The sequence below is a fragment of the Ramlibacter sp. bp-362 genome, assembly GCF_054956735.1.
In genome coordinates, this window is sequence record NZ_JBUDXE010000009.1 from 140,091 (window position 1) to 166,246 (window position 26,156).

Consider the following 26,156-nt stretch of genomic DNA (forward strand, 5'->3'; position numbering starts at 1 on the left):
CCGTGAAGCTGCAGCGCTTCGGCGAACGCGAGCAGAGCGGGGCCCAGTCGCAGGGGTCTTGGACGCTGCGTGTCATCCGCGTCGGCATCGCCGACGACCATCCCATCACGCGCACCGCGCTGCGCGGCTTCCTCGACGACCAGGACGGCATCCGCGTCGTCGCCGAGGCGTGCTCGGGGCGCGAGGCGATCGACCTCGTGCGCACGCAGGCCGTCGACGTGCTGCTGCTGGATCTCGACATGCCGGGGCAGAGCGGCATCGACGCGCTCACCATGATCAAGGCCAAGGCGGAGCACGTCGCGGTGCTGGTGCTCTCCGGCTATCCCGAGCACCAGTACGCCGTGCCCCTGATCCGCAACGGCGCGAGCGGCTACCTGAACAAGGCCTGCGAACCCTCGGAGATCTGCGCCGCGATCCGCCGGGTGGCGCAGGGCGGCCGCTACATCACGGCGGCCGTCGCCGAACTCCTGGCCTCGCAGGTGATCGCGCCCACGCCGGGCGGCCTGCACGAACAGCTGTCGGCGCGCGAGCTGCAGGTGTTCCTGAAGCTCGCGCAGGGCTGCAGCGCCGGCGAAGTGGCCGCCGAACTCTCGCTCAGCGCCAAGACCGTCAGCACCTACCGCGCGCGCCTGATGCGCAAGCTGGAGGCGCGCTCCAACAGCGACCTCACCTACTATGCGCTCAAGCACCGGCTGCTAGACTGAAGGCGTGTCGAGCGCCACGAACGACAAGCCACGGGTCCTGATCATCGGTTGCGGCTTCGGCGGGCTGGAGGCGGCCCGCGCGCTGCGGGGCGCCGAGGTCGACATCACGGTCGTCGACCGCACCAACCACCACCTGTTCCAGCCGCTGCTGTACCAGGTCGCCACCGCTGGCCTGCCCGCGCCGGCGATCGCGGCGCCCGTGCGCCACCTGTTCCGCCGGCAGGCCAACGTGACCACCTTGCTCGGCGACGTCGTGGCGATCGAAGCCCAGGCACGCCAGGTGCGCCTGGCCGACGGCGCCACGCTGCCCTACGACCACCTCGTCGTCGCCGCCGGCGCGACCCACAGCTACTTCGGGCGCGACGAGTGGGCGGAGTACGCGCCGGGCCTCAAGACGCTCGCGGATGCCTTCGAGATCCGCCGCCGCGTGCTGTACGCCTTCGAGGCGGCGGAGAAGGAAAGCGACCCGGACCTGCGCGCCGCCTGGCTCACGTTCGTCGTGATCGGCGGCGGCCCCACGGGCGTGGAGATGGCGGGGACGCTGGCGGAGATCGCGCGGCACACGCTGCCCGGCGAGTTCCGCCACATCGATCCCGCGGCCGCCCGCATCCTGCTGCTGGAAGGCGGTCCGCGCGTGCTGCAGGCCATGCCCGAGGCGCTGAGCGCGAGCGCGCAGCGCCAGCTGGAGAAGCTGGGCGTGGAGGTGCGCGTCGGCGCGCGCGTGGTGGCCATCGACGGCGCGGGCCTGCAGGTGCAAGCGGCCGAGGGCGCGCCGGAACGCATCGCGGCCCGCTGCATCGTCTGGGCGGCCGGCGTCAGCGCCTCGCCGCTCGGGCGCCAGCTTGCGCAGGCCGCGGGCGCGGACGTGGATCGTGCCGGGCGCGTGGTGGTGCAGCCGGACCTGAGCCTGCCGGGCCATCCCGAGATCAGCGTGATCGGCGACCTCGCCGCGGCGCAGAGCCACCTGCCCGGGCACGCCAGCCGGCCGGTGCCGGGCGTGTCGCCCGCGGCCAAGCAGATGGGCCGCTGCGCCGCCGCGAACATCCTGCGCCGCATCGCCGGGAAGCCGACGCAGGCCTTCCGCTACCGCGACTACGGCAACCTCGCGACCATCGGGCGGAATTCAGCGGTGGTGGACCTGTGGACGCCCTGGCGGCGCATCGAATTCAGCGGCTGGTTCGCGTGGGTGTTCTGGCTGTTCGCGCACATCTGGTTCCTGATCGGGTTCCGCAACCGGCTGGTCGTTCTGATCGACTGGGCGTCGGCGTACTGGAGCTCGCAGCGGTACGCGCGGGTGGTGACGGGGATAGATCCGGGCACGACGGACAGTTGAGGGGCTGCGGGCTGTGCTGGGGTTCGCCTGCGGCTCAACGATCCCGCAAGCGCCGCGCCCCGCCATGCCGCCGGTCCGCCTTCTCCGCCACCGGCTTCGCCGCAGCGATGCGTTCGGCGTTGGCCGTCAGCTTGTCGAGCGCCCGCTCGAACGCCGCCAACTCCGCCGCCGACAGCGCCGCCAGCACCTCCCCGTTGAACCGCACCGACTGCGGGAACAGCTCGTCGTACAGCCGCCGTCCCTCCGCGCTCAGCTCCACCTCCGCCCGCCGTCCATCTCCCGGCAGCGGCCTTCGCCGGATCAGCCCGCGGGCGCTCAGCTCCGTGATGTGCCGCGAGGTGCGGGCGCGCTCCAGGTGCGCCCGCTGCGCCAGCTCCGAGGGCGACATCGCCCCGTGCGCGGCCAGCAGCGCGATCAGCCGCCATTCGCGCCGGGTGATCCCGTAGCGCCCTTCGCACAGCCGGATCACCATGGCGCCGCTGGCCGAGAAGAGGCGGCTCAGGCGGTAGTTGAGCAGGTCGTCGACGGTGCGCGGGTCGGCGAGGGACATGGCGTTCCAGGGGGGCGGGGCGATAGTTGTATAGATGAATTATCGGCTGGCGTCCTAGACTGGACGACATCCTTTCGAACCACCCACCATGACGACCCAGCTCACTCCGGGAATCCGCATCTACGGATCCGAAGTCTTCGACCTCGCCAACTCCTGGCGGGGCTACCGCATCAACAAGATGTGCAACGCGCTGTCCCAGGCGGCCAACCGCGAGGCCTTCAAGCGCGACGAGGAAGCCTTCCTGGCGGCCTACCACCTCACCGAGCAAGAGAAGCAGCTCGTGCGCGACCGCGATTTCTCCGGCCTGCTGGCGGCCGGCGGCAACATCTATTTCCTGCTGAAGCTGGGCGTGGTCACCGGCAACGGCCTGTACAAGATGGGCGCGAAGATGCGTGGCGAGAGCTACGAGCAGTTCCTCGCCACCCGCAACGACGCGGGAGCCACCTGATGGGACGCATCGTCGCCGGCATCGGCACCTCCCACGTTCCCTCCATCGGCGGCGCCTACGACCGCGGCAAGACCGCCACGCCCGCCTGGAAGCCCCTGTTCGACGCCTACGTGCCCGTGCGCGAGTGGCTCAAGGAGCAGCAGGTCGACGTCTGCATCATGGTCTACAACGACCACGGCGCCGACTTCTTCTTCGACAAGTACCCGACCTTCGCCATCGGCTGCGCCGACAGCTACCCGATCGCCGACGAGGGCTTCGGCGTGCGGCCGCTGCCGGCGATCCGCGGCGACCTGGCGTTCTCGCAGCACCTGTGCACCTCGCTGGTGTACGACGAGTTCGACATCACGGTGTGCCAGGAGATGGCGGTGGAGCACGGCTTCCTGGTGCCCATGCACCTGTGCTTCGACCCGCAGGCCGACGGCTGGCCGGTGGCCTGCGTGCCGGTGGAAGTGAACGTGCTGCAGCATCCGCTGCCCACGGCCCGTCGCTGCCTGCGCCTGGGCCAGGCGATCCGCCGCGCGGTGGACAGCTACGACAAGGACATCAAGGTGGCGATCATCGGCACCGGCGGCATGTCGCACCAGCTCACCGGCCCCAACTTCGGCGCGATGAACGAAAAGGAAGACCAGGACTTCCTGGACCGCATCGAGCGCGACCCGGAGAGCCTGGCCGGCCTGACGCACGAGCAGATGATGCAGAAGTACGGCGTCGAGGGGATCGAGCTGATCATGTGGCTGGTGATGCGCGGGGCGCTGTCGCAGGGCGCCAAGCGGGTGCACCGCCACTACTACGCGCCCATGACCACGGGCATGGGCCTGATCACGCTCGAGGAGGCCGCCTGATGCGCACGCAAGTCGGCATCATCGGCGCCGGCCCCTCGGGGCTCATGCTGGCGCAGATCCTGCACCTGCAGGGCATCGAGTCGGTCATCATCGAGCGCTCCAGCAAGGAGCACGTGCGCACCCGCCTGCGCGCCGGCGTCCTGGAGCAGGGCACCGTGGAGATGATGCGCGAGTTCGGCGTCGGCGAACGCGTGGACACGGTGGGCCTGAAGCAGCGCGCCATCGACTTCCGCTTCAACGGCGAGTCGCACCCCATCGACTTCGGCGCCGTGTGCGGCCGCAACACCTGGGTCTACCCGCAGCACGAGGTGGTGACGGACCTGATGGCCGCCCGCGACGCGAGCGGCCTCCCCGTCCTGTACGACGCGCCGGTCTCGCGCATCGAGGGCCTGGAGGGCAAGCGCCCCGTGATCCACTTCGAGCACGGCGGCGAGCAGGCCACGCTGGAGTGCGACTACGTGGCCGGCTGCGACGGCTTCCGCGGCGTCAGCCGCGCCGCCATCCCGGCCGAGCGGATGAAGGTCTACGACCGCATCTATCCCTTCGGCTGGCTGGGCATCCTGGCCGAGGCCAGGCCGGCGATCCAGGACATCACCTGGGGCTGCCACGAGGACGGCTTCGCGATGATGAGCATCCGCTCGCCCAGCGTCACGCGCCTGTACCTGCAGTGCGACCCCGACGAGTCGCCGGACGCGTGGTCCGACGACCGCATCTGGTCCGAGCTGCACAAGCGCCTGGACGTGCCCGGCCTGCCGCCGGTGGAAGAGGGTCCCATCACGCAGAAGGGCGTGACGGCGATGCGCAGCTTCCTCGCCGAGCCGATGCAGCATGGCCGCCTGTTCCTCGCCGGCGACGCCGCGCACATCGTGCCGCCGACCGGCGCCAAGGGCCTCAATTCGGCGCTCGCCGACGTCAAGGTGCTGGGGCGCGCCCTCGTGGAGCAATACAAGCGCGGCAACGGCGACTGGCTGGAACGCTATTCCGCCATCTGCCTCAAGCGCATGTGGATGGTGCAGCGCTTCTCCGCGGGCCTGTGCACGATGGTGCACCAGTTCCCCGGCGAGAATGCCTTCGTGCGCCGCCTGCAGCGCGCCGACCTGGAGTACATGACCACCACCGGCCCCGGCCGGCTGGAGTTTTCCGAGAACTTCACCGGCCTGCCGGTGGACGCCTGACAACGAGGAGCAAGCCATGGACCCGCGTATTCCTTCTTCCCGCCGCCGCTTCCTGGCGCACGCCGGCGCCGCCGCCGCACTGGGCCTGCACGGCCTCGCGCTCGCCGAGGGCGACGTCTGGCCCGCCAAGCCGGTCAAGGTGATCTGCAACTTCCCGCCCGGCAGTTCGCCCGACGCGCTGATCCGCGCCGTGTCGCAGCCGCTGCAGCAGGCGCTGGGCCAGCCCGTGGTGATCGACAACCGCGCGGGCGCGAGCGGCATGATCGGCGCCGACCTCGTCGCCAAGGCGCCGGCCGACGGCTACACGCTGCTGATGACGGCGGGCAGCACGATCACGACCAACCCGCACGTGTTCCCCAAGATGTCCTTCGATCCCGCGAAGGACCTCGTGCCGGTGGCGGCGCTCGCGCGCCTGAACCTGTTCCTGGTCACGCGCGGCGACTTCCCGGCGAGCAACGTGCGCGAGTTCCTCGCGTACCTGAAGGCGAACCCCGGCAAGGCCACCTACGGCTCCGCGGGCAACGCGACCGGCCTTCACCTCGCCGGCGAGATGCTCAAGGGCCAGGCCGGCGTGTTCGCCGTGCACGTCCCCTACCGCGGCGCCTCGCTGGCGCTGCAGGACCTGCTGGCCGGCCAGATCGACTTCTACTTCGATCCGGGCATCGCCCTGCAGCACGTGAAGTCCGGCAAGCTGAAGCTGCTGGCGATCGCCGCGCCGCACCGTTCCGCGCTGTACCCCGACGTGCCGACGCTGGACGAGGCCGGCCTCAAGGGTTTCGACGCGGGCACCACGCACGGCCTGTACGCCCCGCAGGGCACGCCCGCGGCGATCGTCGCGCGCGTCAACCGCGAGGTGAACGCGGCGCTCGCGCTCGCCAACGTCAAGTCGCAGATCGCCACGCTGGCCGCCGATCCTTCGCCCATGTCGCCCGCGCAGTTCGCGGCGCTCATGAACGAGGACAGCCGCCGCTACGGCGCCGTGATCCGCGAGCGCCACATCACGGCGACCTGAGCCGCCGCTTCCTTGATGCAGCGCAAGGCGCTGCGCCGGGGCGCTTCGCAGAATGGACTGCATGCGAAGCGCCCCTTCCTTTTCCCACGGCCGACGCACGCTGCTCCTCGGCGCCGCGGCCGCCGCCCTCTCCGCTCCCCTTCCGCTGCGCGCGGCCGGCGTCTGCACGCCGCACGAATTGAAGCAGCGCTTCGGGCACGCGGTCGCGGGCCAGCTGGCGGTCCCGCGCAGCGAGGCCATGATCTACGGGATGCTGGCGGAGCTGGAGCTCGCGAGCCATCCCGACGGCCTGGACGACGCGCCGCAATACCTGCTGGTGGTGGACAGCTCCCCGATGGTGCAGGCCGCGCTGCTGTTCTGGCGGCTCGTGCCGGGCCGCTTCGAACTGGTGGGCGCCACGCCCGCATCGACGGGCACGCCGCTGCTCCCGGGCTGCGTGGAAACGCCTTGCGGCGTGTTCGCGCAGGCGGGCGCGGCGGGCGCCGGCCACGCCTACGCGGCGCGCGTCTACGACTTCGGCATGCAGCGCGTGCGCCGCACGGCGGGGCGCGAGATGGCGGCGCTGCACCTGCGCGCGCATGCCGCGCTCGGCCGCACCCGCGCGCACCTGGGCACCCCGCAGTCGGACGGCCGCGTGCTGCTGCCGCCGAGCCTCGTGGCCTTCCTCGACGCGTACGGCGTGCTCGATGCCCAGCGGCCGGACCTGCGCACCGCCGAGGGGCAGGCGCTGCCCTTTGCCGGGCAGTATCTCGTGGTGGTGGACAGCGAGCGCGACCGGCGGCCGGACTGGGCCGCCGCCTAGCCGCTCAGGCCGGCGGCGCCGGCTGCCCGGCCGGCCGCAGCGGGTCCAGGCCTTCCTCTTCCCAGCCTTCGCCGAACAGCTCGATCGGGTGCTGCGTGCGTTCGGTGCCGTTGCCGCAGATCATCGCGTCGGCGGCGCAGTAGCGGTCGCAGCCCCAGCAGGTGCGTTCAGGGTGGGCCGGATGGATGGGAAACTTCTTGGCCATGGCGAACCCATTGTGGGCAGCCGCCCCCCGCGACGGTTTGCGCTGCGTCAAGCAGCGCCCCACGCGGCGCGACGCGCGCCGCATACTCGCGCTTTCCTTCCTGCAGGAGCCTCCATGGCCTACATCCAGCACATCGGTCCCCTGGCCGCGCTCATCGCCGGCATCCTGATCCTGATCATTCCCCGCTTGCTGAACTACATCGTCGCGCTGTACCTGATCGTGATCGGCGTCGTCGGCCTGTTCGGCGGCCGCTAGGCGCCCGGGCCCATGTGGCGGGCGTACAGCTTCTGCATGCCGCCCAGCCACCGGTCGTAGTCCTGGGCCTTGGCCTGGAAGTACTGCGCCACATGGGGGTGGGGCAGGGCGAGGAAGCGCTCCTCGCGCATGGCCTGCACCACCACCTCCGCCACCTGTTCCGGCGTGAGCACGCCGTTGATGCCGGCCGAGCCCGTCCCGTCGCGCGTCATGTCCGTCTGCACGGACTGCGGGCACAGGCAGGAGACGCGCAGGCCCCGGCGGCCGTACGCGATGCGCAGCCACTCGGCGAACGCGACCGCCGCGTGCTTGGTGACGCCGTAAGGCGCCGACTCCACGATGTTAAGGAGGCCGGCGGCCGAGGCCGTGACGAGGAAGTAGCCCTCGCCGCGCTCCACCATCTCCGGCACCACGGCGCGCGCCGCCCACACGTGGGCCATGGCGTGCACCTGCCACATCCTTTCCCAGAGGGCATCCTCCAGCTCGATCCCGCCCAGCCGGCCGAGGATGCCGGCGTTGGAGCAGTACACGTCGATGCGGCCGAAGCGCTCGCGCGTTTGCCGCGCCAGCGCCTGGATGTCCGCTTCCCGGCTCACGTCGCAGGCCAGCGCGAGCGCCCGCGCGCCTATGCCTTGCGCCACGCCCTGCGCCCGTTCGAGGTTCATGTCCGCGACGACGACGCCGCGCGCGCCGTCGCGCGCGAAGCGGGCCGCGAGCCCGGCGCCGATGCCGCTCGCGCCGCCGGTGACCACCACCACCTTGTCCTGGATCTCCATGCGCACCTCCGTTGTTGCCGCCGAGTATCGCTCGCGCGGTGGCTCGGCGGCTCTCCCGCGTCGGGCGCGCTCCCGGCGGACCCGCCTGCACGGTCCGGGTGCGGCTTCCGACAGCGGCGCGGCGCGCGCGTCCTACGCGGCCGGGCTGGCCGGCTCGCGATCATCGATCCCAGGCAAGAACAGAACGGAGAGATAGGCATGAGCGCCCTGGCACAGGACGACTGGCAAGAACAGGCGGACGACCCGGAAGTCCGCATCGATGGTCGCGTGGATCCCGAGCGGGAGGACGCCTGGTGGCAGAGCGTCTGGTGGACCGAGCCCTACCGGCGCAGCGGTCTCGACTACGACGACTACGCGCCCGCCTACTGCGTGGGCTACATCGGCTACGCCCAGTACGGCGGCCGCTTCGAGGAGGCCGAGAAATCCCTCTGCGCCAACTGGCTGCGCATCCGCGGCGACTCCCGGCTGAGCCTGGAGGACGCGATGCAGGCCATCCGTGCCGCCTGGGACCACGCCGCGCAGGCGCAAGCCCGGCCCGAGCCGGAAGAGGACGAGGAGCTGGTGGAGGCCGGCTTCCTGGCCACGCGATCCGCTCCCCGCGCCGAACCCGCCTGGGCCGCGGCCTGACGGGGAAGCCGCGGCGCATGCCCCAGCCGTTCGCCGTCGAGGACCTGTTCCTGCACCGCAGGGTCATGGAACTCGCGGCGGCGCCGGACGGCCGCTCGCTCGCCTGCGCGCTGCGCTCGGTCGACCGCGAGCAGGACGACTACCAGTCGCGCCTCTGGCGCCTGCCGCTCGACGGCGGCGCGGCGCGGCAGCTGACGCAAGGCCCAGGCCTGGACCAGTCGCCGCGCTGGTCGCCCGACGGACGCCGGCTGGCCTTCCTTTCCGACCGCGGCGGCTCGTCGCAGGTGCACCTGCTCGACGCCGACGGCGGCGAAGCGCAGCAACTCGGCGAACTGCCGGGCGCGGCGTCGGAGCTGCGCTGGCGGTCCGACGGCGCGGCCCTGGTCGTGTCGGCCGCGGTGACGGTCGACCCTGATTGGCGCGGCGAGCGTGCGGATGGCCGCGAACCGCCGCAGTCCAGGGCGCAGCCCCTGCTCGCGTGGAAGCTGCCGTACAAGGCCGACGGCGTCGGCTACCTGCTGGGCCGCGAGATCCACCTGTTCCAGCTCGATGCGCGCACGGGCGCGCATCGCCAGCTGACCGACGGACCTTTCGACGTCCTCGCGTTCGACGTGGCTCCCGACGGCCGGATCGCGAGCACGCGCACGCGCATCGGCCGTTTCGCGCATCGCACCGACCTGTGGCTGTGCGCCGCGGACGGCAGCGAGCCGCGCCAGTGCACGCGCGACTTCGCCACCGTGGCGCACCCGCTCTGGGCGCCCGGTGGCCAGGCGCTCGCGTTCTGCGCCACCGGCGCCGAGGGCGATGCGCTGACCGGCGTCTACCTGCTGGAGTTCGCGAGCGGCGCCGTGCGCCGCCTCGGCGGCGACGAGCTGGAGGTCGCCGATCCGGAATCGCTCGCGTGGGACGCGGACGGGCGCAGCCTGCTGCTGGTCGCGCAGCGGCGCGGCCGCCACGCAATCGTCCGCGTCCCGCTCACCGGTGCCGATGCCGAGGTGCTGTTCGCCTGCGAAGGCCAGATCGGATCCTTCGCCGCCGCCCGCGGAACCCTCTGCTTCAGCGTGGACCACCCGGCGCAGGCGAGCGAGGTGCACGCCTGGGAGGCCGGCGCCGCCGTGCGCCCGCTGAGCGACTTCAATCCCTGGTGGCGCGAGCGCGAGGCGATCCGCGCCGAGCGCCGCGGCTTCGACGTGCCCGATGGCCGCGGCGGCCGCGAGCGCATCGAAGGCTGGCTGCTGCGGGCCGAGGGCCGCAGCGGGCCGCTGCCGCTGCTGGACGACGCGCACGGCGGTCCCGCCAGCTACGCGCTGCTGGACTTCGACACCAACGTGTACTGGCAGGTGCTGTGCGCGCGCGGCTGGGCCGTGCTGGCGCTCGATCCCGTGGGTTCGGCCAGCTACGGGCGCGAGTTCTGCGACCGGCTCGCCGGCCACTGGGGCGAGTACGACCTGCCGCAGCACCTGGCGGCGCTCGCGCAGATGCGCGAGGAGGGCGTGTGCGACGAGCGGCTCGCGATCGCCGGCAAGTCCTACGGCGGCTACCTCGCGGCCTGGGCCATCGGCCACTGCGACCTGTTCCGCGCCGCCGTGGTGATGGCGCCGGTGGGCAACATCGAGGCGCACTACGGAACATCCGACGGCGGCTACTACGCCGACCCCTTCTACCTCGGTGGCGAGACATTCGACCGCGAGCGCGCGCACGCGCTGTCGCCGCTCGCGCACGTGCACCGCGCCACCACGCCCACGCTGTTCCTGCAGGGCGCGGACGACGAGCGCTGCCCGCGCTCGCAGTCGGAGGAGCTGTTCGTCACGCTGATGCGCGCCGGCACCACGCCGGCGGAGCTGGTGCTGTATCCCGGCGAGAACCACCACTTCCTCGGCGAAGGCGCGCCGGCGGTGCGGGAGGACGCGGCCCGGCGGATCATCGCCTGGCTGGAGCGCCACGTGGGCGGCGCCTCAGGATGAGGCGGCGAGCAACTCCTCGAGCGTGTCGATGAAGGGCGCCTGGCCGGCGATCAGCTTGCGCCGCGCCGCCTCCAGCCCGAACCAGTGCACCCGGTCCACCTCCGGGAAGGACCGCATCCGGCCCGAGCGCGGCGGCCACTCGAGTTCAAACAGGTTGCTCACCAGGCGCTCGGGATCGGCGTCGCCCTCGAACGCCCAGGCGGCGATGCGCTTGCCGCTCTTCTGGCGCAGCTCGCCCAGCGGCAGGAAGGGCGGCGTGCTGGCGAAGCCGGTCTCCTCCAGGAACTCGCGGCGCGCGGCGGCGAGCGGATCCTCGTCCGGGCCGATCTCGCCCTTGGGCAGGGTCCAGGCCAGGTCGTCGCGGCGCACCCAGAAAGGGCCGCCCGGATGCGCCAGCAGCACCTCCGTGCCGCGCGGCGTGCGGCGGAACATCAGGAGGCCGGCGCTTCGGATCAGGGGCATGGCGTGCTGCGGCCTCAGGCCAGGCGGCCCTGGAAGCGGCTGGGCGGCTGGCCCATCGCGGCCTTGAACATGGCGGTGAACGCACTCTCGCTCGCGTAGCCGCTGGCGAAGGCGACCTGCGCCACCGGCAGGCCGCGCGCGAGCAGCGGCAGCGCGTGCGCCAGCACCGCCTGCTGCCGCCACTGCTGGTAGCTGGTGCCGAGCTGCTCGCGGAACAGGCGCGCCATGGTCCGCTCGCTCGCGCCCACGTCCGCCGCCCACTGCGCCAGCGTGGCGCGCTCCGCCGGCGCGCGCAGCACCGCCTCGCACAGCGCCCGCAGGCGCTTGTCGCCGCTGTGCGCGGGCGGCAGGGGCACGCCCAGCGCCTGGGTGTCGGCGCCGCGCAGCTCGTCGAGCAGCAGTGCCGTGAGCAGCGCCTCGCGCGCCGGCGCGAGGTCCGGCGCTTCCAGCGCCGGCACCAGCTCGCGCAGCAGCGGCGAAACCACCAGCACGCGGCAGCCGCTCCAGCCGGCGGGCGCCGCGGAGGCGTCGATGTAGAGCGTGCGGAAGTGCGCCGCCTCCAGCACGTGCACGGAATGCAGGGCGTCGGGCGCGATCCACACGGCGCGCGAGGGCGGCACGATGTAGGTGACCTCGCCGCTGGCGCTGCCCGCGTCCGCGGCGGACACCTGCAGGATGCCGCTCGCGCAGTAGGCGACCTGCGCCCACGCATGGCGGTGCGGCTCGAAATGCGCGTCGGCCGGCATGTTGCGCGAGCGCACGCGCACCGGCCGGCCCCGGCTGGGCTGGAACTGGCTGGCATCCATGTTGGCGACCACGGAACGGCGGCGGCGCGGCATTGGCGGATTTTCGCCGATTCCTGTCCTTCCATCGCATTCCGGAAAGCCGGCCGCCGGCATACGATCGCGTCCATGACTGCCACCGCCGCCGCGAAGCCCGCCGTTCCCCTCAAGCACGATGCCGGGGTGATCGGGCTGGTGGGCATCGCCCACCTGGTGAGTCACTTCTGCCAGCTGCTGCTGCCGCCGCTGTTCCCCTGGCTGAAGGACGCCCTGCACGCCAGCTACACCGAGCTGGGCGCGCTCATGACCATCTTCTTCGTGGTGTCCTGCGCGGTGCAGACGACCTCGGGCTTCCTCGTGGACCGCTTCGGACCGCGCCCGGTGCTGTTCGGCGGGCTGGCGTTGGTGGCCACGGCGGCCTTCGGCTACGCGATCAGCCCGAACTACTGGGCCGTCGCCTTCTTCACCATCGTGGCCGGCCTCGGCAACGGCGTGTTCCACCCGGTCGACTACACGCTCCTGAACCGCAAGGTGAGCGCACCGCGCCTGGGCCACGCCTACAGCGTGCACGGCCTCACCGGCAGCCTGGGGTGGGCGGCGGCGCCGGCGCTGGTCGTGCCGCTGGCGATCGCCTTCCACTGGCGCATCGCGCTCGCGGCCGCGGGCGGCGTCGCGCTGCTGGTGCTCGCGATCCTGTGGTTCAAGCGGGCCACGCTCGCGCTGCCCGAGGCGCCGCGTCCCGCCGCGGCGGCCGCCGCGCAGGAAGAGACCTTCGGCTTCCTGCGCATCCCGGCGGTCTGGATGTGCTTCGCCTTCTTCTTCGTCTACGCCGTCGTCCTGAGCGTGGTGCAGGCCTTCGCGCCGGAAGCGGCGCGCCAGCTGCACCAGGTGCCGGTGGGCGTGGCCGCGGCCTGCCTCACGGTGTACATGGTGTGCAGCGCCGGCGGCACCGTCGCCGGCGGCTTCCTCGCCTCGGACCCGGCGCGCTGCGAGCGCGTGTTCGGCATCGGCTTCGCCGTGGCCGCGGCCGTCGCCCTGTCCATCGGCTTCGCGCCGGTGCCGGGGATGGCGGTGCCGGTGCTGTTCGGCGTGATGGGGTTCGCCGCCGGCATGGCCGCGCCCTCGCGCGACATGCTGGTCAAGCGCTCGACGCCCGAGAACGCCACGGGCCGCGTCTACGGCGTCGTCTACTCGGGACTGGACATCGGCCAGGCCGCCGCGCCGCTGCTGTTCGGCGCCCTGATGGACCGCCACAACTTCCAGGGCGTGTGGCTGGGCCTGGTGCTGGCACAGCTGCTCCTGATCGCCAGCGCCTTCAACGTGCGGCGGGTCCGCCGCACGGTGCTCGCGCCCGCCTGAGGGCAGATCCCGGGGGAAAGGGCCCCTGGGCGCGCTATCCTAGGCGCCATGTATGCCGCGTATTTCGGGCTGAAGCAGGAGCCGTTCTCGATCGCGCCGGACCCGCGCCTGCTGTTCATGAGCGCGCAGCACCGCGAAGCCCTGGCCCACCTGCTGTACGGCATCCAGGGCGGCGGCGGCTTCGTGCTGCTGACGGGTGAGATCGGCACCGGCAAGACCACCGTGTGCCGCTCCTTCCTGGACCAGGTGCCGCCGCACTGCCACCTGGCCTACATCTTCAATCCCAAGCTGACCGTCCTGGAGCTGCTGGAGACGGTCTGCCACGAGTTCGGCGTGGCCGTGGTCCTGCCTGCGCACCGCGCCGCCACGGTCAAGGACTACCTCGACCCGCTCAACGCCTTCCTGCTGCAGTCGCACGCGGCCGGGCGCAATGCGGTGCTGGTGATCGACGAGGCGCAGAACCTGTCGGCCGAGGTGCTGGAGCAGCTGCGGCTGCTGACCAACCTGGAGACGCACGAGCGCAAGCTGCTGCAGATCATCCTGATCGGTCAGCCCGAGCTGCGCCAGATGCTCGCGCGGCCGGACCTGGAGCAGCTGGCGCAGCGCGTGATCGCGCGCTACCACCTGCAGGCGCTGGGCCCGGCGGAGAGCGCGCAGTACGTCCGCCACCGGCTGGAACTCTGCGGGCTGCAGGGGCCGCTGCCCTTCGACCGCGGGGCGCTCAAGCGCGTGCATGCCGCCAGCGGCGGCGTGCCGCGGCGCATCAACCTGCTGTGCGACCGGGCGCTGCTGGGCGCCTATGCCGAAGGCCTGGGACAGGTGACCCGCGGGATCGTCGATCGCGCGGTCGCCGAGGTCTTTCCCCGGCGCGAGCGGCCGCACGCCGGCTGGTCGCGCGCGGTGCTGGCGGGCGGCATCGGCCTGGTCGCGGGGGCCGGCCTGCTGGCCGCCGTGACGCACGTGACGGAGCCCGGCGGGGCGCGCCCCGTGTCGCTCACCGTCACGCCGCGCCTGGCGCCTCCTGGCGCGCCGGCGCCGGCCGCCGTCCCGGTGGCGCTGGCCGCGCCGAAGCCCGCCGCTGCAGCGCCCGCCGCTCGGCCCACGCTGCTGCGCGACGAGGACGCGGCCTGGCGCGAACTGGCCCAGGCCTGGAAGCTGCCGCCGCCGCAGGGCGAGCCCTGCGAGGAACTCGCGCGCGCGCAGGTGCTTTGCTTCCGCAAGAACCTGAGCCTGGCGCTGATCCGCCAGCTCGCCCGCCCCGGCATCGTCGTGCTCGACACGCACACGGGCCAGCCTTCGTACGCGATCCTCACCGCGCTGACCGACCAGAGCGCGACGCTGCGCGCCGCCGGCACCGAGCAGACGGTGACGCTCGCGGCGCTGGCGCAGCGCTGGCAGGGCGAGTTCGCCACCCTGTGGCGCGCGCCCGAGGGCTATGCCGACCGGCCGCGCGACGGTGCGGACGGCCCGGCCATCGAATGGATCGCCGCGCAGCTCGCCAGCGTGAAGGGCGCGCAGCCGCCGCGCGCGCCGAAGCTGGATGCGCGCCTGCGCGCCGAAGTGCGCGCCTTCCAGGTGGCGCAGGGCCTGCCGGCCGACGGCCGGCCGGGCCCGCTCACCTACATGCAACTCAATCGTGTGACCGGCGTGGAAGAACCGCGCCTGCGCACCGAACCTTAAGAAGCGAGCCCATGTCGTACATCCTCGATGCCCTGCGCCGCGCCGACGCGCAGCGCGAGCGCGACCCGGCCCGCGGCATCCATGCCCAGCCCGCGGCGGGCGTGCCCGCCGGCTCCGCACCGGGGTCCCCGCGCTGGGCCTGGCCGGCGGGCGCCGCGGCCGTCCTGCTGCTCGCCGGCGGCTGGGTGCTGTGGCAGCAGGCCGCGCAGCCGGTGACCGTCCCCGTGCAGCCCGCGGTGGCGGTTCCCGTTGCCACGGCGGCCGAAGCCGCCGTGCCCGTTCCCGCGGCCGCCTTGCTGCCGCCCGCGCCGCCGCCCTTGCCGGCGGCGGAAGTGGAACGCGTCGCCGCGCGCAGCGCGCCGGCCGCGGTGCTGAAGGCACCGCCGCCGGCCGCTGCGCCGGCCTCCGCGGCGGCACCGGCCCAGGCGGAGGCCGCGCCGGTGCAGGCTCCGGCTGCGCCGGTCGCGCCGCCGCCGCGCATCCTCTCCGTCGCCGAACTGCCGGCAGCCGTGAAGGGCGAGCTGCCCAAGCTCGCGATCACCGGCGGCGTGTGGTCCGAGGATCCCGGCCAGCGCCTGCTGATCGTCGGCGGGAAGGTGGTGAGCGAAGGCGCGGAGCTGGCGCCGGGCGTGGTGCTGGAACAGATCCGCAGCCGCAGCGCGGTGATGCGGTTCAAGGGGCTGCGGTACAGCGTGGGGTTTTGAGCGTGCCTACTGCAGTGACGAGACCTTCTGCGGCGGCTGGAACACCGACCAGCGACCGTCCTTGAACAGGTACAGGCCCGAGGAGATGCGCGTGTCGTCGCTGCCCGCGTAGAGGGCCGCGGCGCTGAAGCGCAGCGTGGCGATGGCCGATTCGTCGTCGGCGCGCGCGAACACGAGTCCGCCGCGGTCCGGCACCGCCGCCACGATGCCGGCGGGGGACTGGCGCAGCTGCTCCAGCCAGAAGCGGCGATCGAGGAAGTAGCTGCTATCGAGCTCGGGCGCGTTGCCGTGCACCTGCATCAGGCCGCCGCTCCAGGGCTCGGCGACCGGGGCGCCGTAGCGGCGCCGCAGGTTGTCGACGGCGCGCTGCAGCGCCTCCTCGGGCGACAGGCGCAGCCGCGCGAGGTCCTCGGGCAGGGCGCTCTGCACGCGCCGCTCGCCGTCGAACACCAGGCGCAGGTGCATGTCGCCCAGGTACTGGAACCAGCTCGCCTCGAACTCGAACTCGCGGCCGTCGGCCGCGCGCGCGGAGATCTTGCCGAAGGGCGTGAGCCCCTCGTCCTGCTTGTTGGCGCCGGGGCTTTCGCGCAGCACCACCAGCAGGTTCGACGCGCTCAGCTCGAAGTGCTCGCCCGTGTCGGCGGCCATCGTGCCGGCCGTGGCGGCCAGCAGCGCCGCGGCGCACGCCGCACGCAACCAGTGCTTCATCGCTCCTCCTCCGTCCTTGCGCACATCGTGAAGCCTCGCGTGCCCGCGCGCAAGGAAAGCGTCGGCGCGCTGCAACGCCATTCGTTACCCATCTTGCGGGACACGATGAACTTGTAAGGGCTTCGCTGCGTAGCATCGTCAGCTCATCGCTCCCATCCACCTCAGAGGAAGTACCCCATGGCCCTGCAATCCCCCTTCTTCAACAACAACAAGCGCGAGGACGCCTACCCGCGCCCGGGCCTGAGCCCGAATGCCGCCGCCGCCGCGGGGCACGCGCAGCCCGCGGCCGCCGCGCCCGTCACGCAACCCGCGCCCGCCGCCGGCACGCCGGCGAAGGAAGGCGAGAGCAAGCTGACCGTCGGCCCCAACATCAAGCTGAAGGGCGTGGAGATCACCGACTGCGACACGCTGGTCGTGGAAGGCTCGGTCGAGGCGACGATGGATTCGCGCGTGATCCAGATCTCCGAGCGCGGCGCCTTCAAGGGCTCCGCCGAGATCGACGTCGCGGAGATCCGCGGCCTCTTCGACGGCAACCTGAACGCCCGCCAGAAGCTGGTGATCTATTCGACCGGCAAGGTGACGGGCAAGGTCCGCTACGGCAAGGTCGTGATCGAGGAGGGCGGGCAGCTGTCCGGCGAGATCGAATCCGGCGCCACGCCCGCGCCGCGCGCCGCGCAACAGCGGCCCGCAGTTCCGCTGCAGTAAGAGGGGGTCGGACAGCCGGACGCAAAGGTCGCAAAAACTGCGCAAAGGTCGCAAAAGATTCGGAAGACCTGTTCAAGGATTCTTTCGCGACTTTTGCGGAACCTTTGCGACCTTTGCGTCGGGTATTCGTCTTCACACCGCGGCCTTGTGCCGCGCGATGCAGGTGTCCAGCACCTCGTCGTGCGGCCGGCGGTACCAGTTGCCGGTGGAGAAGATCTCCACTTCGCTGTAGCCGGCGAAGCCCTGCGCCTCGACCCAGCCGCGGATGCGCGGGATGTCGATGACGCCGTCGCCCATCATGCCCCGGTCGTTGAGCAGGTCGGTGGTCGGGGTGAGCCAGTCGCAGACGTGGAATGCGAGCAGGCGTTCCTTGCCCGCGCGCGCGATCTGCTGCTGCAGCTTCGGGTCCCACCACAGATGGTACACGTCCACGGCGACGCCCAGCGCGCCCGTGCGGCCGGGGTCGAGTTCGTCGCAGAGGTCGAGCGCGTGCTCCATCGTGTTCACGCACGCGCGGTCGGCCGCGTACATCGGGTGCAGCGGCTCGATCGCGAGCGGCATGCCGGCCTTCTTCGCGTACTCCAGCAGTTCGGCGATGCCGTCGCGCACCTGCGTGCGCGCCAGCGCGATGTCCTTGTGCGCCGCCTTTCCCTGCAGCGCGCCGGGCAGGCCGCCCACCACGAGCACCAGGCAGGGGGCGCGCAGTTCCGCCGCCTCGTCGACGGCGCGGCGGTTGTCGTCGCGCGCGGCCTGCAGGCCCGCGGCATCGGCCGCGGGGAACATGCCGCCGCGGCAGTAGCCGGAGAGCTCCAGCCCGTGCGCGCGCACCAGCTGCGACACCTTGGCCAGGCCGGCGGCCTGCACCTGGTCGCGCCAGGGCGAGATCGCGCGGATGCCCTTGCGCACGCAGGCCTCGATGATGTCCGGCAGCGGCAGGTCGGCGCCGCGGCTCTTGCGGATGGTGGCCGTGTTGATCGACAGCCAGCGGTGGTCCCCGGAGAAGTCGCGCATGTTCACTCGACCCCGTGCAGCGCCAGCAGCGTCTTCATGCGGCGCACCGCCAGCTCCGGCTGCTCCAGCAGGTCGGCCGCGTCGGCCAGGCGGAACAGCTCCGCGAGGTGCGGCAGGCTGCGCGTGCTCTGCTGGCCGCCCACCATGGCGAAGTGCGACTGGTGGCCGTTCAACCAGGCCATGAACACCACGCCCGTCTTGTAGAAGCGCGTCGGCGCCGCGAAGATGTGGCGCGACAGCGGCACGGTCGGCCCCAGGATCGCGTGGAAGCGCTCCAGGTTGCCCTGCGCCAGCGCGCCGAGGGCCGCGCTCGCGGCCGGCGCGATCGCGTCGAAGATCCCCAGCAGGGCGTCGCTCTTGCCGTGCTCGGGCGCGCTGCCGTGACCGTCGCCGGCGATCAGCTCGGCGTAGTTGAAGTCGTCGCCCGTGTACATGCGCACGCCCGCAGGCAGGCGGCGGCGCATGGCGATCTCCTTGTCCTTGTCCAGCAGCGAGATCTTGATGCCGTCGACCTTGGACGCGTGCGCGGCGATGATGCCCAGCGCCGTGTCCATCGCGGCATCGACGTCCTTCGCGCCCCAGTAGCCCGCCAGGGCGGGGTCGAACATGTCGCCCAGCCAGTGCAGGATCACCGGCTGCTTCGCCTGCGACAGGATGCGGCCGTAGACCTTCTCGTAGTCCGCCGGCGACTTCGCCACGCGGGCCAGCGCGCGGCTGGCCATCACGATCAGCTTGCCACCGAGCTTCTCGATGGCGGCCATCTGCTCCTCGTAGGCGCGGATCACGTCGTCGACGCTCTTCGCGTCCTCGGGCGCGAGGTGGTCGGTGCCGCAGCCGGACGCGACCAGCGCGCCCGGCACGTCGCGCGCCGCGTCGAGCGAGCGGCGCACCAGCTCCAGCGAGGTGGGCCAGTCCAGGCCCATGCCGCGCTGGGCCGTGTCCATGGCCTCGGCGACGCCCAGGCCCAGAGACCAGAGGCGCCGGCGGTAGGCGATGGTCGCGTCCCAGTCGACGGCGCATTGCAGCCAGGGGTCGATGGCGGCCAGCGGGTCCGCCACGACGTGCGCGGCGGAGTAGGCGATGCGGTTGAACTTCACGCCGGCGTCGGGCCGCGCGGGCGTGGCGCCGCGCAGCGCATAGGTCTCGATCGCGCCGGCGCGCGTGGGCAGCTTGAGCGTCAGGGCCATGGCGGTGCTCCTCAGAAGGCCAGCGGCGGCACGTCGACGAAGCGGCGTTCCTTCCAGCTTTGCAGGGCCGCTTCCACCAGCTGCACGCCCTTGGCGCCTTCCGGCAGCGTCCACTTGTAGGGCGCGTCTTCCACCACGTGGCGGATGAAGTGCTCCCACTGGATCTTGAATCCGTTGTCGTAGAACTCCGAGTCGGGCACTTCCTGCCACTGGTCGAAGAAGTTCATCGTCTGCTTCACGTCGGGGTTCCACACCGGGCGGGGCGTGGTCACGCGGCTCTGCGCGCGGCATTCCTGCAGGCCGGCCACGGCGGAGCCGTGCGTGCCGTCCACGTGGAAGGTCACGAGGTCGTCCCGGCGCACGCGCGTGGCCCAGGACATGTTCAGCTGCGCGACCACCGGCTCGCCGTTGTGGCCCACGAGTTCGGCGATGGCATAGGCGGCGTCGTCCGCCGTGGCCTGGTAGGGCCGGCCCTGTTCGTCCCAGCGCTGCGGGATGTGCGTGGCGCCCAGGCAGGAGATGGACTTCACCTGGCCGAACAGGTTGTCCAGCACGTAGCGCCAGTGGCACATCATGTCCAGGATCATCCCGCCGCCGTCCTCGGCCCGGTAGTTCCAGCTGGGGCGCTGGATCGGCTGCAGGTCGCCCTCGAACACCCAGTAGCCGAATTCCAGGCGCAGCGACAGCATGCGGCCGAAGAAGCCGGCGCGGCGCAGCATGTCCAGCTTGCGCAGGCCGGGCAGGAACAGCTTGTCCTGCACGGCGCCGTGCTTCAGGCCGGACTTCTGCGCGACCTGCGCGATGTCCATGGCCTCGGCCAGCGTGGTGGCGATCGGCTTCTCGCAGTAGACGTGCTTGCCGGCGCGCAGGGCCTTGGCCAGCAGGGCGGGGCGCATCTGCGTCGTGCCGGCGTCGAAGAAGACGGTGTCGTCCTTGTTGGCCAGCGCCTTGTCCAGGTCGGTGCCCCAGCGCTCGATCTTCTGGGAGCGCGCCAGCGCCTCGATCTTCTCGGCGTTGCGGCCGATCAGGATCGGGTCCGGCATCACCTTGTCGCCGTTGGAGAGCGTCACGCCGCCCTGGTTGCGGATCGCCACGATCGAGCGGATCAGGTGCTGGTTCATGCCCATGCGTCCGGTGACGCCGTGCATGATGATTCCGAGTCTCTGGGTCGCCATGAATGTGCCTTGCTGCGGTTAATTAACTATCCGGTGAATTATGGGCCAGCCATGGGCCTGGCGCAAGCGGGACGCTAGTGGGCCGAGAGGTAGCCCAGGATCACGTCCGTCATGTGCGACAGGCGCTCGGCCCGGGCCCGCGGCGCGAGCAGGTCGCGGCCGAAGATCGCCGACAGCGTGTGGCTGTTGGAGAGGTAGAAGTACGCCATGCCGGCGATCGACACGTACAGCTGCACCGGGTCGACGCCGCCGCGGAACACGCCCTCGCGGCGGCCGCGCTCCAGCACCGCCGCCAGCGTCTCGATCAGCGGCGAGTTCAGTTCGCGCGCCCGCCTCGAATCCGTGAGGTGGCGCGCGCGGTGCAGGTTGGCGCTGTTCAGGAGCGTCAGGAACTCGGGGTGCTCGAGGTAGTAGTCCCAGGTGAATTCGACCAGGCGGCGCACCGCGGTGGCCGGCTCCAGTTCCTGCAGGTGCAGCTCCAGCTCGCGCTGGCGGATGTCGCGGTAGGTCTGCTCCAGCACCGCCTGGAACAGCTTGTCCTTGTCCTCGAAGTAGTAGTAGATCAGCCGCTTGTTGAGGCCCGCGCGTTCGGCGATGCGGTCCACGCGGGCGCCCCCCAGGCCGTGCTCCGCGAATTCGTCGCGGGCCGCCGCTAAGATGGTGCTCTGCGAGCGATCGGCATCGCGCAGTCGTTCTTCTCCGGCAGGGCTGGGGTCTCGTGCCATGGCCGCCGATAATTCACCAAACAGTTAATCGAGTCAAGCACCATGACCGCAGACACCCAGCTGGCCGGCCACCTGATCGTCGAATGCCTCGTCGCGCAGGGCGTGCGCCATGCGTTCGGCGTTCCCGGCGAGAGCTACCTCGCCGTGCTCGATGGCTTCCACAAGTACCGCGAGCAGATCCGCTTCGTCGTGAACCGGCAGGAGGGCGGCGCCGCCTTCATGGCCGAGGCCGCGGGCAAGATGGGCGGGGGCCGCCCAGGGGTGTGCTTCGTGACGCGCGGCCCGGGCGCCACCAATGCCTCGATCGGCGTGCACACGGCCTTCCAGGATTCCACGCCGCTGGTGCTGTTCGTCGGCGACGTCGCCAGCGACCAGCGCGACCGCGAGGCCTTCCAGGAGCTGGAGTACGGCAGCTTCTTCGGTCCCAGCACCAAGGGCATGGCCAAGCGCGTGGAGCGCATCGACGATCCCGACCGCATTCCCGAATACGTCGCGCGTGCCTTCGCGACGGCCATGAACGGCCGCCCGGGCCCCGTGGTGCTGGTGCTGCCCGAGGACATGCTGGTGAAGAGCACGGCGGCGCGGCCGCTGCCGCGCGTGGAGGCGGTGGAGACCTGGGCCGACCCGGGCGCGCTGCGCAGCCTGCGCGAGCTGCTGCTGGCCGCGCGCAAGCCCTTCGTGATCGCCGGCGGCGGCGGCTGGACGCCGCAGTCCGCCCAGGCGCTGCAGCGCTTCGCGGAGCAGTGGAAGCTGCCCGTGGGCAACGCCTTCCGCTTCCAGGACACCTTCGACAATCACCACCCGCTGTACGCGGGCGACGTCGGCATCGGCATCAACCCCAAGCTGGCGGCGCGCATCCAGGAGAGCGACCTGGTGATCGCCATCGGCCCCCGCCTGGGCGAGATGACCACCAGCGGCTACACGGTGCTGAAGCCGCCCAAGGCGAAGCAGAAGCTGGTGCACATCCACGCGAGCGCCGAGGAGCTGAACCGCGTGTACCACGCCGACCTGGCGATCAACGCGACGATGAACGCCGCGGCCCGCTCGCTGGAGGCGCTCGAGGCGCCGACCGAGGTGCCCTGGGCGGCCTGGGCCGAGGCGGCGCACGCCGACTACGAAGCCAACCTCGTGCCGCAACCGCTGCCCGGGCCGATCGACATGCCGGCGATCGTGGCGACGCTGCAGAAGCACCTGCCGGCCGACGCGCTGGTCACCAATGGCGCCGGCAACTTCGCTTCCTGGACGCACCGCTTCTTCCGCCACCACGGCCTCGTGAAGGGCCACAAGACGCAGCTGGCGCCGACCTCCGGCGCGATGGGCTACGGCGTGCCGGCCGGCATCGCCGCGAACATCGTGTCCGGCCGCGTCGTGCTCACCATGGCCGGCGACGGCGACTTCCTGATGACGGGGCAGGAACTGGCGACGGCCAGCCAGTTCGGCGCCCGTTCGATCATCGTGCTGCTGAACAACGGCATGTACGGGACGATCCGCATGCACCAGGAGCGCGAATACCCGGCGCGGGTGGAAGGCGCGGGCACGGCGCTCGCCAATCCCGATTTCGTCGCGCTGGCCAAGGCCTACGGCTACGAGGGCACGCGCGTCACGGCCACCGCGGAGTTCGAGCCGGCCCTGCGGGCGGCGCTGGAGCGCAAGGTGGGGACGGTGATCGAGGTGATGCTCGATCCGGAAGTGATCACCACGCGCGGGACGCTCAGCGCGATCCGCGCGGCGGCGCTGAAGAAGCAGGGGTGATCAGGACGCGGTGGGGTTCGCTGCGCTCACCTCCCGGCGGCCTGCGGCCGCCGCCACCCTACGATCCCGCGCCTCGTAGGGTGGCGCGGCGAAGCCGCGGAAGGTGAGCGCAGCGAACCCCACCGCCCGCCCCCAAAGATAAACGCCGGCTGCAGCCGGCGTTTCCATGGAGGGCGAGCGCCTTACTTGACGTGCTTGCCGATCAGGCCGGCCATCTCGAACATCGACACCTGGCCCTTGCCGAACAGCGCGCGGAGCTTGTCGTCGGCGTTGACCATGCGCTTGTTCTGCTGGTCCTGGAGCTTGTTCTTCTTGATGTAGGCCCACAGCTTGCTGACGATCTCGGTGCGCGGCAGGGGAGCCGAGCCCACGACGGCGGCCAGCGACTGGTCCGGGGTCAGCGGCTTCATGAACGCCGCGTTCGGGGTGCGCTTCTTGGCGGGAGCCTTTTTCGCAGCGGCCTTCTTCGCGGGGGCCTTCTTCGCAGTTGCCTTCTTGGCCGGGGCCGCCTTCTTGGCCGGGGCCTTCTTCGCCGCCGCCTTCTTCGCGGGGGCCTTCTTGGCCGCCGCCTTCTTGGCGGGAGCCTTCTTCGCCGGCGCCTTCTTCGCCGCTTTCTTCGCAGTTGCCATGTCGGATTTCCTTCTAGAAGTTGATGAACCACCAGTGGAAAACTGCCCTCTCACTGGCACTGCGGATGCTAAAGGAGAAAAAGCACGCGTGAAAGCGAAAAACGCGGTTTCTCGCTGGGAGATGTTGCTTTTTCATCCGCGCGCGGAAGCCGATTTCCCTCTGAAGATCAGCAGGACGCCCGCGAGGATCACGCCGCAGGCGGCCCACTCGCCTCCCGAGAGCGCCTCTCCCGCGACGAGCACGCCCAGCGCGAGCGCGATCACCGGGTTCACGAAGGCGTAGCTCGTGGCGATCGCCGGGCTCGCGTGCGCCAGCAGGTACAGGTACGCGCTGAAGGCCACGAGCGAGCCGAACACCACGAGGTAGGCCCAGGCCGCGAGCGCGAGCGGCTGCGGCGGCCACGCGAACTGCTCACCCAGCACGAGAGAAAGCGCCATCAACACCGCGCCGCCGCACAACATTTCGCTCGCGAAACCGGCCGCGCCGGGGGCCAGCGGCAGGCGCGTCGTCGAGAGCACGGAGCCGAGCGACCAGGCCAGCGTCGCGCCGGCGATGCAGGCCAGGCCGGTGGGCGAGGCGCCGAAGCTCGCGCCGCGCACCAGCATCAGGACGCCGGCGACGCCCACGGCCATGCCGGCCAGTTCCAGCCGGTGCGGCCGCTGCCCGAACAGCAGGCCCCAGCCGCAAACGAGCATGGGCACCACGGCGATGAAGGTCGCCACGAGTCCGGAGCCGATCGTCTGCTCCGCGCTGGCCATGAGGCCCATGCCCGCCCCGAGCATCAGCGTGCCGATCACGAGCGCGTTGCGCCATTCCCGCGCGGTGGGCAGCCGGCCGCCGCCGCGGCGGGCACGCCAGAGCACCCAGGCCATGAGCAGCCCGCCCGCGGTGAGGAAGCGCGTGCCCATCTGGAAGAAGGGCGGGAAGCTGGCCAGCGCCAGCCGGATCGCCAGGTAGGTGGAGCCCCAGACCAGGTAGCAGGCGAGCAGGGCGGGCAGGAGCAGGGCCGGCGCGGCGGCGCGGGCGGGCAGGGCGGCGGTGGTCATCCCGGGATGCTAGGTTGTGCTCCGCCGGGCATCCATGCATGATCCAAGGACATCGGCCGCTTCCACCTTGATTTTGAAAGTTGACTACCGTGTCCACCGAAGTTCCTGAACTCGACGCCTACGACACCCGCATCCTCGCCGAACTGCAGCGGGATGCCCGCATCAGCATGGCGGAGCTCGGCCGGCAGGTGCACCTGTCGCAGCCCGCCGTGACCGAGCGGGTGCGCAAGCTGGAGATGGCCGGCTTCGTGAAGGGCTATCGTGCCGTGGTGGACTACCAGCGGCTCGGCTACGGCATCCGCGCGCTGGTGCGGGTGGGACGGGCGGAGTACGCCCGCATGATCAAGCTGATCGAGCAGACGCCGGAGGTGGTGAACGCCTTCAACGTGACGGGCGAGGACAGCTGGATCCTGGAGATCGCCGTGATCGACGTGGAGCACCTGGACGCCGTCGTGACGAAGTTCTGCCTGCTGGCGGAGACGTCCACCTCCATCGTGCTGAACATGCCGCGGGAAAACGCGGCCGTTCTGCCGGCGAAGCGCGAGAACATCAAGCCCGCGATCAAGAAGGTGACCGGCCGCTGAGGAGCGCGAAGCGATCCTCCCCGGCCGCTCATCCCGGCGCAGGCCGGGATCCAGGCAGCGTCGCCAGCAGGATCCCCGCCAGCGCCGAGGCGAACGCGAGCGCCTGCAGCAGCCCCATCTGCTCGCCCAGCGCGAGCACGCCCACCAGCGCCGCCGAAACCGGCAGCATCGCCGTGAACACGCCGGCCTGGGCAGCGGGCACCACCTTGAGCCCGGTCATCCACAGCCATACCGTCCAGACGCTCGCCGCCAGCGCGTAGAACACCAGCAGCAGCCAGGCGCCGGCGCCCACCGCGCCGAAGTCGAAGTGCAGGGCCTGCCAGACGCCGAAGGGGGTCACCAGGGCGAAGCCCCACAGGTTGATCAGCGCCGTGATGCGCTTGGGCCCCAGCACGCCGGTGAGCGCCTTGCCGATCACCGCATAGGACGCCTCGCAGGCGACGGCCGCCAGCACGAGCAGGTTGCCGAGCCAGGCGTGGCGGCCCGCGCCGGCCGAGCCCTGCGCCGGCTGGGCCAGTGCGAGCAGGGCGATGCCGCCGGCGGCGCACGCGATGGCCGTCCATGTGCGGCCCGTGATGCGTTCGCGCAGGAAGGCCCAGCTCAGGAGCGCCACGGTGGCCGGGATCGCCGCCATGATCACGCCCGCGGAGACGGCGCTCGTGAGGCTCACGCCGAACAGCATGCAGACGGAGAACAGGAAGTTGCCGAGGAAGGATTCGAGGAACAGCAGCCGGTGCGTGCGCGGTTCCAGCGGCGGCTCGCCCGGCGGCTTGCGCAGCCAGTGCAGCATCGCCAGGCCGCCGATGCCGAAGCGCAGCCAGGCGAGCAGGAAGACGGGGATGGCGGCCACCAGCGGCTTGGACAGGGCGACGTAGCTGCCCACCAGCGACATGCTGAGCGCCAGGCAGGCGTAGGCAAGCGGTCGGCTGGGGACGAAGCTCATCGACAATGGC

29 protein-coding genes are annotated in these 26,156 nt (G+C 71.6%); 16 read left to right on the forward strand and 13 right to left on the reverse strand.

The annotated features are described in order from the left end of the window. The first annotated feature begins 65 nt into the window (after nt 1-65). Together ACY0MJ_RS14785 and ACY0MJ_RS14790 are read left to right on the forward strand one after the other, a co-directional pair. Nucleotides 66-704, forward strand: a complete 639-nt coding sequence (locus tag ACY0MJ_RS14785) for a response regulator (protein WP_462639321.1) — start codon at nt 66-68, stop codon at nt 702-704. A gap of 4 nt (nt 705-708) precedes the next feature. Beyond that, the gene (locus ACY0MJ_RS14790; protein WP_462639241.1) at nt 709-2,037 is read left to right on the forward strand and encodes an NAD(P)/FAD-dependent oxidoreductase; all 1,329 of its coding nucleotides are present in this window, start codon (nt 709-711) and stop codon (nt 2,035-2,037) included. Between the two features lie 34 nt (nt 2,038-2,071). On the opposite strand, the gene ACY0MJ_RS14795 is transcribed toward ACY0MJ_RS14790, so the two are convergent. Next, nucleotides 2,072-2,587, reverse strand: a complete 516-nt coding sequence (locus tag ACY0MJ_RS14795; protein ID WP_462639242.1) for a MarR family winged helix-turn-helix transcriptional regulator — start codon at nt 2,585-2,587, stop codon at nt 2,072-2,074. 88 nt (nt 2,588-2,675) lie between these two features. Between ACY0MJ_RS14795 and ACY0MJ_RS14800 the strand changes: the two genes are divergently transcribed. From ACY0MJ_RS14800 to ACY0MJ_RS14820, 5 genes are all read left to right on the forward strand, one after another. Then, nucleotides 2,676-3,035 (forward strand): protocatechuate 3,4-dioxygenase, encoded by a 360-nt coding sequence (locus ACY0MJ_RS14800; protein WP_462639243.1) that lies wholly within the window; start codon nt 2,676-2,678, stop codon nt 3,033-3,035. Next, nucleotides 3,035-3,877 (forward strand): class III extradiol dioxygenase family protein, encoded by an 843-nt coding sequence (locus tag ACY0MJ_RS14805; protein ID WP_462639244.1) that lies wholly within the window; start codon nt 3,035-3,037, stop codon nt 3,875-3,877. Before ACY0MJ_RS14800 ends, ACY0MJ_RS14805 begins: the two co-directional genes overlap by 1 nt. Further along, nucleotides 3,877-5,052, forward strand: coding sequence for a 4-hydroxybenzoate 3-monooxygenase (locus ACY0MJ_RS14810; RefSeq protein ID WP_462639245.1), 1,176 nt, complete (start codon nt 3,877-3,879; stop codon nt 5,050-5,052). Before ACY0MJ_RS14805 ends, ACY0MJ_RS14810 begins: the two co-directional genes overlap by 1 nt. Before the next feature lie 16 nt (nt 5,053-5,068). Further along, entirely contained in the window at nt 5,069-6,064 is a 996-nt protein-coding gene (locus ACY0MJ_RS14815) for a Bug family tripartite tricarboxylate transporter substrate binding protein (protein ID WP_462639246.1), read from the forward strand. 61 nt (nt 6,065-6,125) lie between these two features. Continuing rightward, the gene (locus ACY0MJ_RS14820) at nt 6,126-6,866 is read left to right on the forward strand and encodes a hypothetical protein (protein WP_462639247.1); all 741 of its coding nucleotides are present in this window, start codon (nt 6,126-6,128) and stop codon (nt 6,864-6,866) included. Between the two features lie 4 nt (nt 6,867-6,870). On the opposite strand, the gene ACY0MJ_RS14825 is transcribed toward ACY0MJ_RS14820, so the two are convergent. Beyond that, entirely contained in the window at nt 6,871-7,071 is a 201-nt protein-coding gene (locus ACY0MJ_RS14825; protein WP_462639248.1) for a DUF3079 domain-containing protein, read from the reverse strand. Between the two features lie 114 nt (nt 7,072-7,185). Here ACY0MJ_RS14825 and ACY0MJ_RS14830 point away from each other — a divergent pair, with 114 nt between their 5' ends. Next, the gene (locus tag ACY0MJ_RS14830; RefSeq protein ID WP_462639249.1) at nt 7,186-7,326 is read left to right on the forward strand and encodes a DUF3096 domain-containing protein; all 141 of its coding nucleotides are present in this window, start codon (nt 7,186-7,188) and stop codon (nt 7,324-7,326) included. Here ACY0MJ_RS14830 and ACY0MJ_RS14835 read toward each other — a convergent pair. Next, nucleotides 7,323-8,102 (reverse strand): SDR family oxidoreductase, encoded by a 780-nt coding sequence (locus ACY0MJ_RS14835; RefSeq protein ID WP_462639250.1) that lies wholly within the window; start codon nt 8,100-8,102, stop codon nt 7,323-7,325. The two genes, ACY0MJ_RS14830 and ACY0MJ_RS14835, sit on opposite strands and share 4 nt — an antisense overlap. A 198-nt stretch (nt 8,103-8,300) precedes the next feature. Between ACY0MJ_RS14835 and ACY0MJ_RS14840 the strand changes: the two genes are divergently transcribed. Continuing rightward, nucleotides 8,301-8,729, forward strand: a complete 429-nt coding sequence (locus tag ACY0MJ_RS14840) for a hypothetical protein (protein ID WP_462639251.1) — start codon at nt 8,301-8,303, stop codon at nt 8,727-8,729. Nucleotides 8,730-8,746: 17 nt separating this feature from the next. After that, nucleotides 8,747-10,693, forward strand: a complete 1,947-nt coding sequence (locus ACY0MJ_RS14845; RefSeq protein WP_462639252.1) for a S9 family peptidase — start codon at nt 8,747-8,749, stop codon at nt 10,691-10,693. On the opposite strand, the gene ACY0MJ_RS14850 is transcribed toward ACY0MJ_RS14845, so the two are convergent. Together ACY0MJ_RS14850 and ACY0MJ_RS14855 are read right to left on the reverse strand one after the other, a co-directional pair. Further along, nucleotides 10,685-11,155: an NUDIX domain-containing protein gene (locus ACY0MJ_RS14850; protein WP_462639253.1), complete on the reverse strand. Its 471-nt coding sequence runs from the start codon at nt 11,153-11,155 to the stop codon at nt 10,685-10,687. The two genes, ACY0MJ_RS14845 and ACY0MJ_RS14850, sit on opposite strands and share 9 nt — an antisense overlap. A 14-nt stretch (nt 11,156-11,169) precedes the next feature. Next, nucleotides 11,170-11,994, reverse strand: coding sequence for an AraC family transcriptional regulator (locus tag ACY0MJ_RS14855; RefSeq protein ID WP_462639254.1), 825 nt, complete (start codon nt 11,992-11,994; stop codon nt 11,170-11,172). 72 nt (nt 11,995-12,066) lie between these two features. Here ACY0MJ_RS14855 and ACY0MJ_RS14860 point away from each other — a divergent pair, with 72 nt between their 5' ends. Genes ACY0MJ_RS14860 through ACY0MJ_RS14870 form a run of 3 tightly spaced genes read left to right on the forward strand, consistent with a single transcriptional unit; the run spans nt 12,067 to nt 15,680 of the window. After that, a complete protein-coding gene (locus ACY0MJ_RS14860) occupies nt 12,067-13,296 on the forward strand; it encodes an MFS transporter (protein ID WP_462639255.1) in 1,230 nt (409 codons plus the stop codon). A 48-nt stretch (nt 13,297-13,344) separates the two neighbouring features. Then, complete coding sequence (locus ACY0MJ_RS14865; protein ID WP_462639256.1) at nt 13,345-14,976, forward strand: ExeA family protein; 1,632 nt, start codon at nt 13,345-13,347, stop codon at nt 14,974-14,976. Nucleotides 14,977-14,987: 11 nt separating this feature from the next. Continuing rightward, the gene (locus ACY0MJ_RS14870) at nt 14,988-15,680 is read left to right on the forward strand and encodes a general secretion pathway protein GspB (RefSeq protein ID WP_462639257.1); all 693 of its coding nucleotides are present in this window, start codon (nt 14,988-14,990) and stop codon (nt 15,678-15,680) included. A gap of 6 nt (nt 15,681-15,686) precedes the next feature. Here ACY0MJ_RS14870 and ACY0MJ_RS14875 read toward each other — a convergent pair whose 3' ends face one another. After that, entirely contained in the window at nt 15,687-16,388 is a 702-nt protein-coding gene (locus ACY0MJ_RS14875) for a hypothetical protein (protein WP_462639258.1), read from the reverse strand. 177 nt (nt 16,389-16,565) lie between these two features. Between ACY0MJ_RS14875 and ACY0MJ_RS14880 the strand changes: the two genes are divergently transcribed. Next, nucleotides 16,566-17,093, forward strand: coding sequence for a bactofilin family protein (locus ACY0MJ_RS14880; RefSeq protein WP_462639259.1), 528 nt, complete (start codon nt 16,566-16,568; stop codon nt 17,091-17,093). 132 nt (nt 17,094-17,225) lie between these two features. Here the strand turns inward: ACY0MJ_RS14880 and ACY0MJ_RS14885 are convergent, their stop codons facing one another. The 4 genes from ACY0MJ_RS14885 to ACY0MJ_RS14900 all read right to left on the reverse strand — a co-directional run bounded on the left by ACY0MJ_RS14885 (nt 17,226) and on the right by ACY0MJ_RS14900 (nt 21,191). After that, nucleotides 17,226-18,104, reverse strand: coding sequence for a sugar phosphate isomerase/epimerase family protein (locus ACY0MJ_RS14885; protein ID WP_462639260.1), 879 nt, complete (start codon nt 18,102-18,104; stop codon nt 17,226-17,228). A gap of 2 nt (nt 18,105-18,106) precedes the next feature. Next, entirely contained in the window at nt 18,107-19,291 is a 1,185-nt protein-coding gene (locus ACY0MJ_RS14890) for a dihydrodipicolinate synthase family protein (RefSeq protein WP_462639261.1), read from the reverse strand. Between the two features lie 11 nt (nt 19,292-19,302). Continuing rightward, entirely contained in the window at nt 19,303-20,466 is a 1,164-nt protein-coding gene (locus ACY0MJ_RS14895) for a Gfo/Idh/MocA family protein (RefSeq protein WP_462639262.1), read from the reverse strand. 74 nt (nt 20,467-20,540) lie between these two features. After that, nucleotides 20,541-21,191 (reverse strand): TetR/AcrR family transcriptional regulator, encoded by a 651-nt coding sequence (locus ACY0MJ_RS14900; RefSeq protein ID WP_462639263.1) that lies wholly within the window; start codon nt 21,189-21,191, stop codon nt 20,541-20,543. A 42-nt stretch (nt 21,192-21,233) separates the two neighbouring features. Between ACY0MJ_RS14900 and ACY0MJ_RS14905 the strand changes: the two genes are divergently transcribed. Then, entirely contained in the window at nt 21,234-22,943 is a 1,710-nt protein-coding gene (locus tag ACY0MJ_RS14905) for a thiamine pyrophosphate-binding protein (protein WP_462639264.1), read from the forward strand. Between the two features lie 182 nt (nt 22,944-23,125). On the opposite strand, the gene ACY0MJ_RS14910 is transcribed toward ACY0MJ_RS14905, so the two are convergent. Together ACY0MJ_RS14910 and yedA are read right to left on the reverse strand one after the other, a co-directional pair. Further along, a complete protein-coding gene (locus ACY0MJ_RS14910; RefSeq protein WP_462639265.1) occupies nt 23,126-23,572 on the reverse strand; it encodes an SWIB/MDM2 domain-containing protein in 447 nt (148 codons plus the stop codon). A 132-nt stretch (nt 23,573-23,704) separates the two neighbouring features. Next, a complete protein-coding gene (yedA, locus tag ACY0MJ_RS14915; RefSeq protein WP_462639266.1) occupies nt 23,705-24,619 on the reverse strand; it encodes a drug/metabolite exporter YedA in 915 nt (304 codons plus the stop codon). 89 nt (nt 24,620-24,708) lie between these two features. On the opposite strand from yedA, the gene ACY0MJ_RS14920 reads away from it, so the two are divergent. Beyond that, nucleotides 24,709-25,203: an Lrp/AsnC family transcriptional regulator gene (locus ACY0MJ_RS14920; protein ID WP_462639267.1), complete on the forward strand. Its 495-nt coding sequence runs from the start codon at nt 24,709-24,711 to the stop codon at nt 25,201-25,203. A gap of 28 nt (nt 25,204-25,231) precedes the next feature. Here the strand turns inward: ACY0MJ_RS14920 and ACY0MJ_RS14925 are convergent, their stop codons facing one another. Beyond that, nucleotides 25,232-26,146 carry a DMT family transporter gene (locus ACY0MJ_RS14925; protein WP_462639268.1) on the reverse strand — a complete coding sequence of 305 codons (915 nt, stop codon included), beginning with the start codon at nt 26,144-26,146 and terminating at the stop codon, nt 25,232-25,234. Nucleotides 26,147-26,156 lie beyond the last annotated feature (10 nt).

Coding starts and splice junctions, on each gene's coding strand:
- ACY0MJ_RS14910 (WP_462639265.1), bottom strand. CDS start 23,572: ATGGCAACTGCGAAGAAAGCGGCGAAGAAGGCGCCGGCGAAGAAGGCT.
- ACY0MJ_RS14810 (WP_462639245.1), top strand. CDS start 3,877: ATGCGCACGCAAGTCGGCATCATCGGCGCCGGCCCCTCGGGGCTCATG.
- ACY0MJ_RS14855 (WP_462639254.1), bottom strand. CDS start 11,994: ATGCCGCGCCGCCGCCGTTCCGTGGTCGCCAACATGGATGCCAGCCAG.
- ACY0MJ_RS14905 (WP_462639264.1), top strand. CDS start 21,234: ATGACCGCAGACACCCAGCTGGCCGGCCACCTGATCGTCGAATGCCTC.
- ACY0MJ_RS14860 (WP_462639255.1), top strand. CDS start 12,067: ATGACTGCCACCGCCGCCGCGAAGCCCGCCGTTCCCCTCAAGCACGAT.
- ACY0MJ_RS14865 (WP_462639256.1), top strand. CDS start 13,345: ATGTATGCCGCGTATTTCGGGCTGAAGCAGGAGCCGTTCTCGATCGCG.
- ACY0MJ_RS14870 (WP_462639257.1), top strand. CDS start 14,988: ATGTCGTACATCCTCGATGCCCTGCGCCGCGCCGACGCGCAGCGCGAG.
- ACY0MJ_RS14820 (WP_462639247.1), top strand. CDS start 6,126: ATGCGAAGCGCCCCTTCCTTTTCCCACGGCCGACGCACGCTGCTCCTC.
- ACY0MJ_RS14825 (WP_462639248.1), bottom strand. CDS start 7,071: ATGGCCAAGAAGTTTCCCATCCATCCGGCCCACCCTGAACGCACCTGC.
- ACY0MJ_RS14815 (WP_462639246.1), top strand. CDS start 5,069: ATGGACCCGCGTATTCCTTCTTCCCGCCGCCGCTTCCTGGCGCACGCC.
- ACY0MJ_RS14830 (WP_462639249.1), top strand. CDS start 7,186: ATGGCCTACATCCAGCACATCGGTCCCCTGGCCGCGCTCATCGCCGGC.
- ACY0MJ_RS14800 (WP_462639243.1), top strand. CDS start 2,676: ATGACGACCCAGCTCACTCCGGGAATCCGCATCTACGGATCCGAAGTC.
- ACY0MJ_RS14795 (WP_462639242.1), bottom strand. CDS start 2,587: ATGTCCCTCGCCGACCCGCGCACCGTCGACGACCTGCTCAACTACCGC.
- ACY0MJ_RS14880 (WP_462639259.1), top strand. CDS start 16,566: ATGGCCCTGCAATCCCCCTTCTTCAACAACAACAAGCGCGAGGACGCC.
- ACY0MJ_RS14805 (WP_462639244.1), top strand. CDS start 3,035: ATGGGACGCATCGTCGCCGGCATCGGCACCTCCCACGTTCCCTCCATC.
- ACY0MJ_RS14900 (WP_462639263.1), bottom strand. CDS start 21,191: ATGGCACGAGACCCCAGCCCTGCCGGAGAAGAACGACTGCGCGATGCC.
- ACY0MJ_RS14840 (WP_462639251.1), top strand. CDS start 8,301: ATGAGCGCCCTGGCACAGGACGACTGGCAAGAACAGGCGGACGACCCG.
- ACY0MJ_RS14845 (WP_462639252.1), top strand. CDS start 8,747: ATGCCCCAGCCGTTCGCCGTCGAGGACCTGTTCCTGCACCGCAGGGTC.
- ACY0MJ_RS14890 (WP_462639261.1), bottom strand. CDS start 19,291: ATGGCCCTGACGCTCAAGCTGCCCACGCGCGCCGGCGCGATCGAGACC.
- ACY0MJ_RS14925 (WP_462639268.1), bottom strand. CDS start 26,146: ATGAGCTTCGTCCCCAGCCGACCGCTTGCCTACGCCTGCCTGGCGCTC.
- ACY0MJ_RS14850 (WP_462639253.1), bottom strand. CDS start 11,155: ATGCCCCTGATCCGAAGCGCCGGCCTCCTGATGTTCCGCCGCACGCCG.
- ACY0MJ_RS14895 (WP_462639262.1), bottom strand. CDS start 20,466: ATGGCGACCCAGAGACTCGGAATCATCATGCACGGCGTCACCGGACGC.
- ACY0MJ_RS14885 (WP_462639260.1), bottom strand. CDS start 18,104: ATGCGCGACTTCTCCGGGGACCACCGCTGGCTGTCGATCAACACGGCC.
- ACY0MJ_RS14875 (WP_462639258.1), bottom strand. CDS start 16,388: ATGAAGCACTGGTTGCGTGCGGCGTGCGCCGCGGCGCTGCTGGCCGCC.
- ACY0MJ_RS14835 (WP_462639250.1), bottom strand. CDS start 8,102: ATGGAGATCCAGGACAAGGTGGTGGTGGTCACCGGCGGCGCGAGCGGC.
- yedA (WP_462639266.1), bottom strand. CDS start 24,619: ATGACCACCGCCGCCCTGCCCGCCCGCGCCGCCGCGCCGGCCCTGCTC.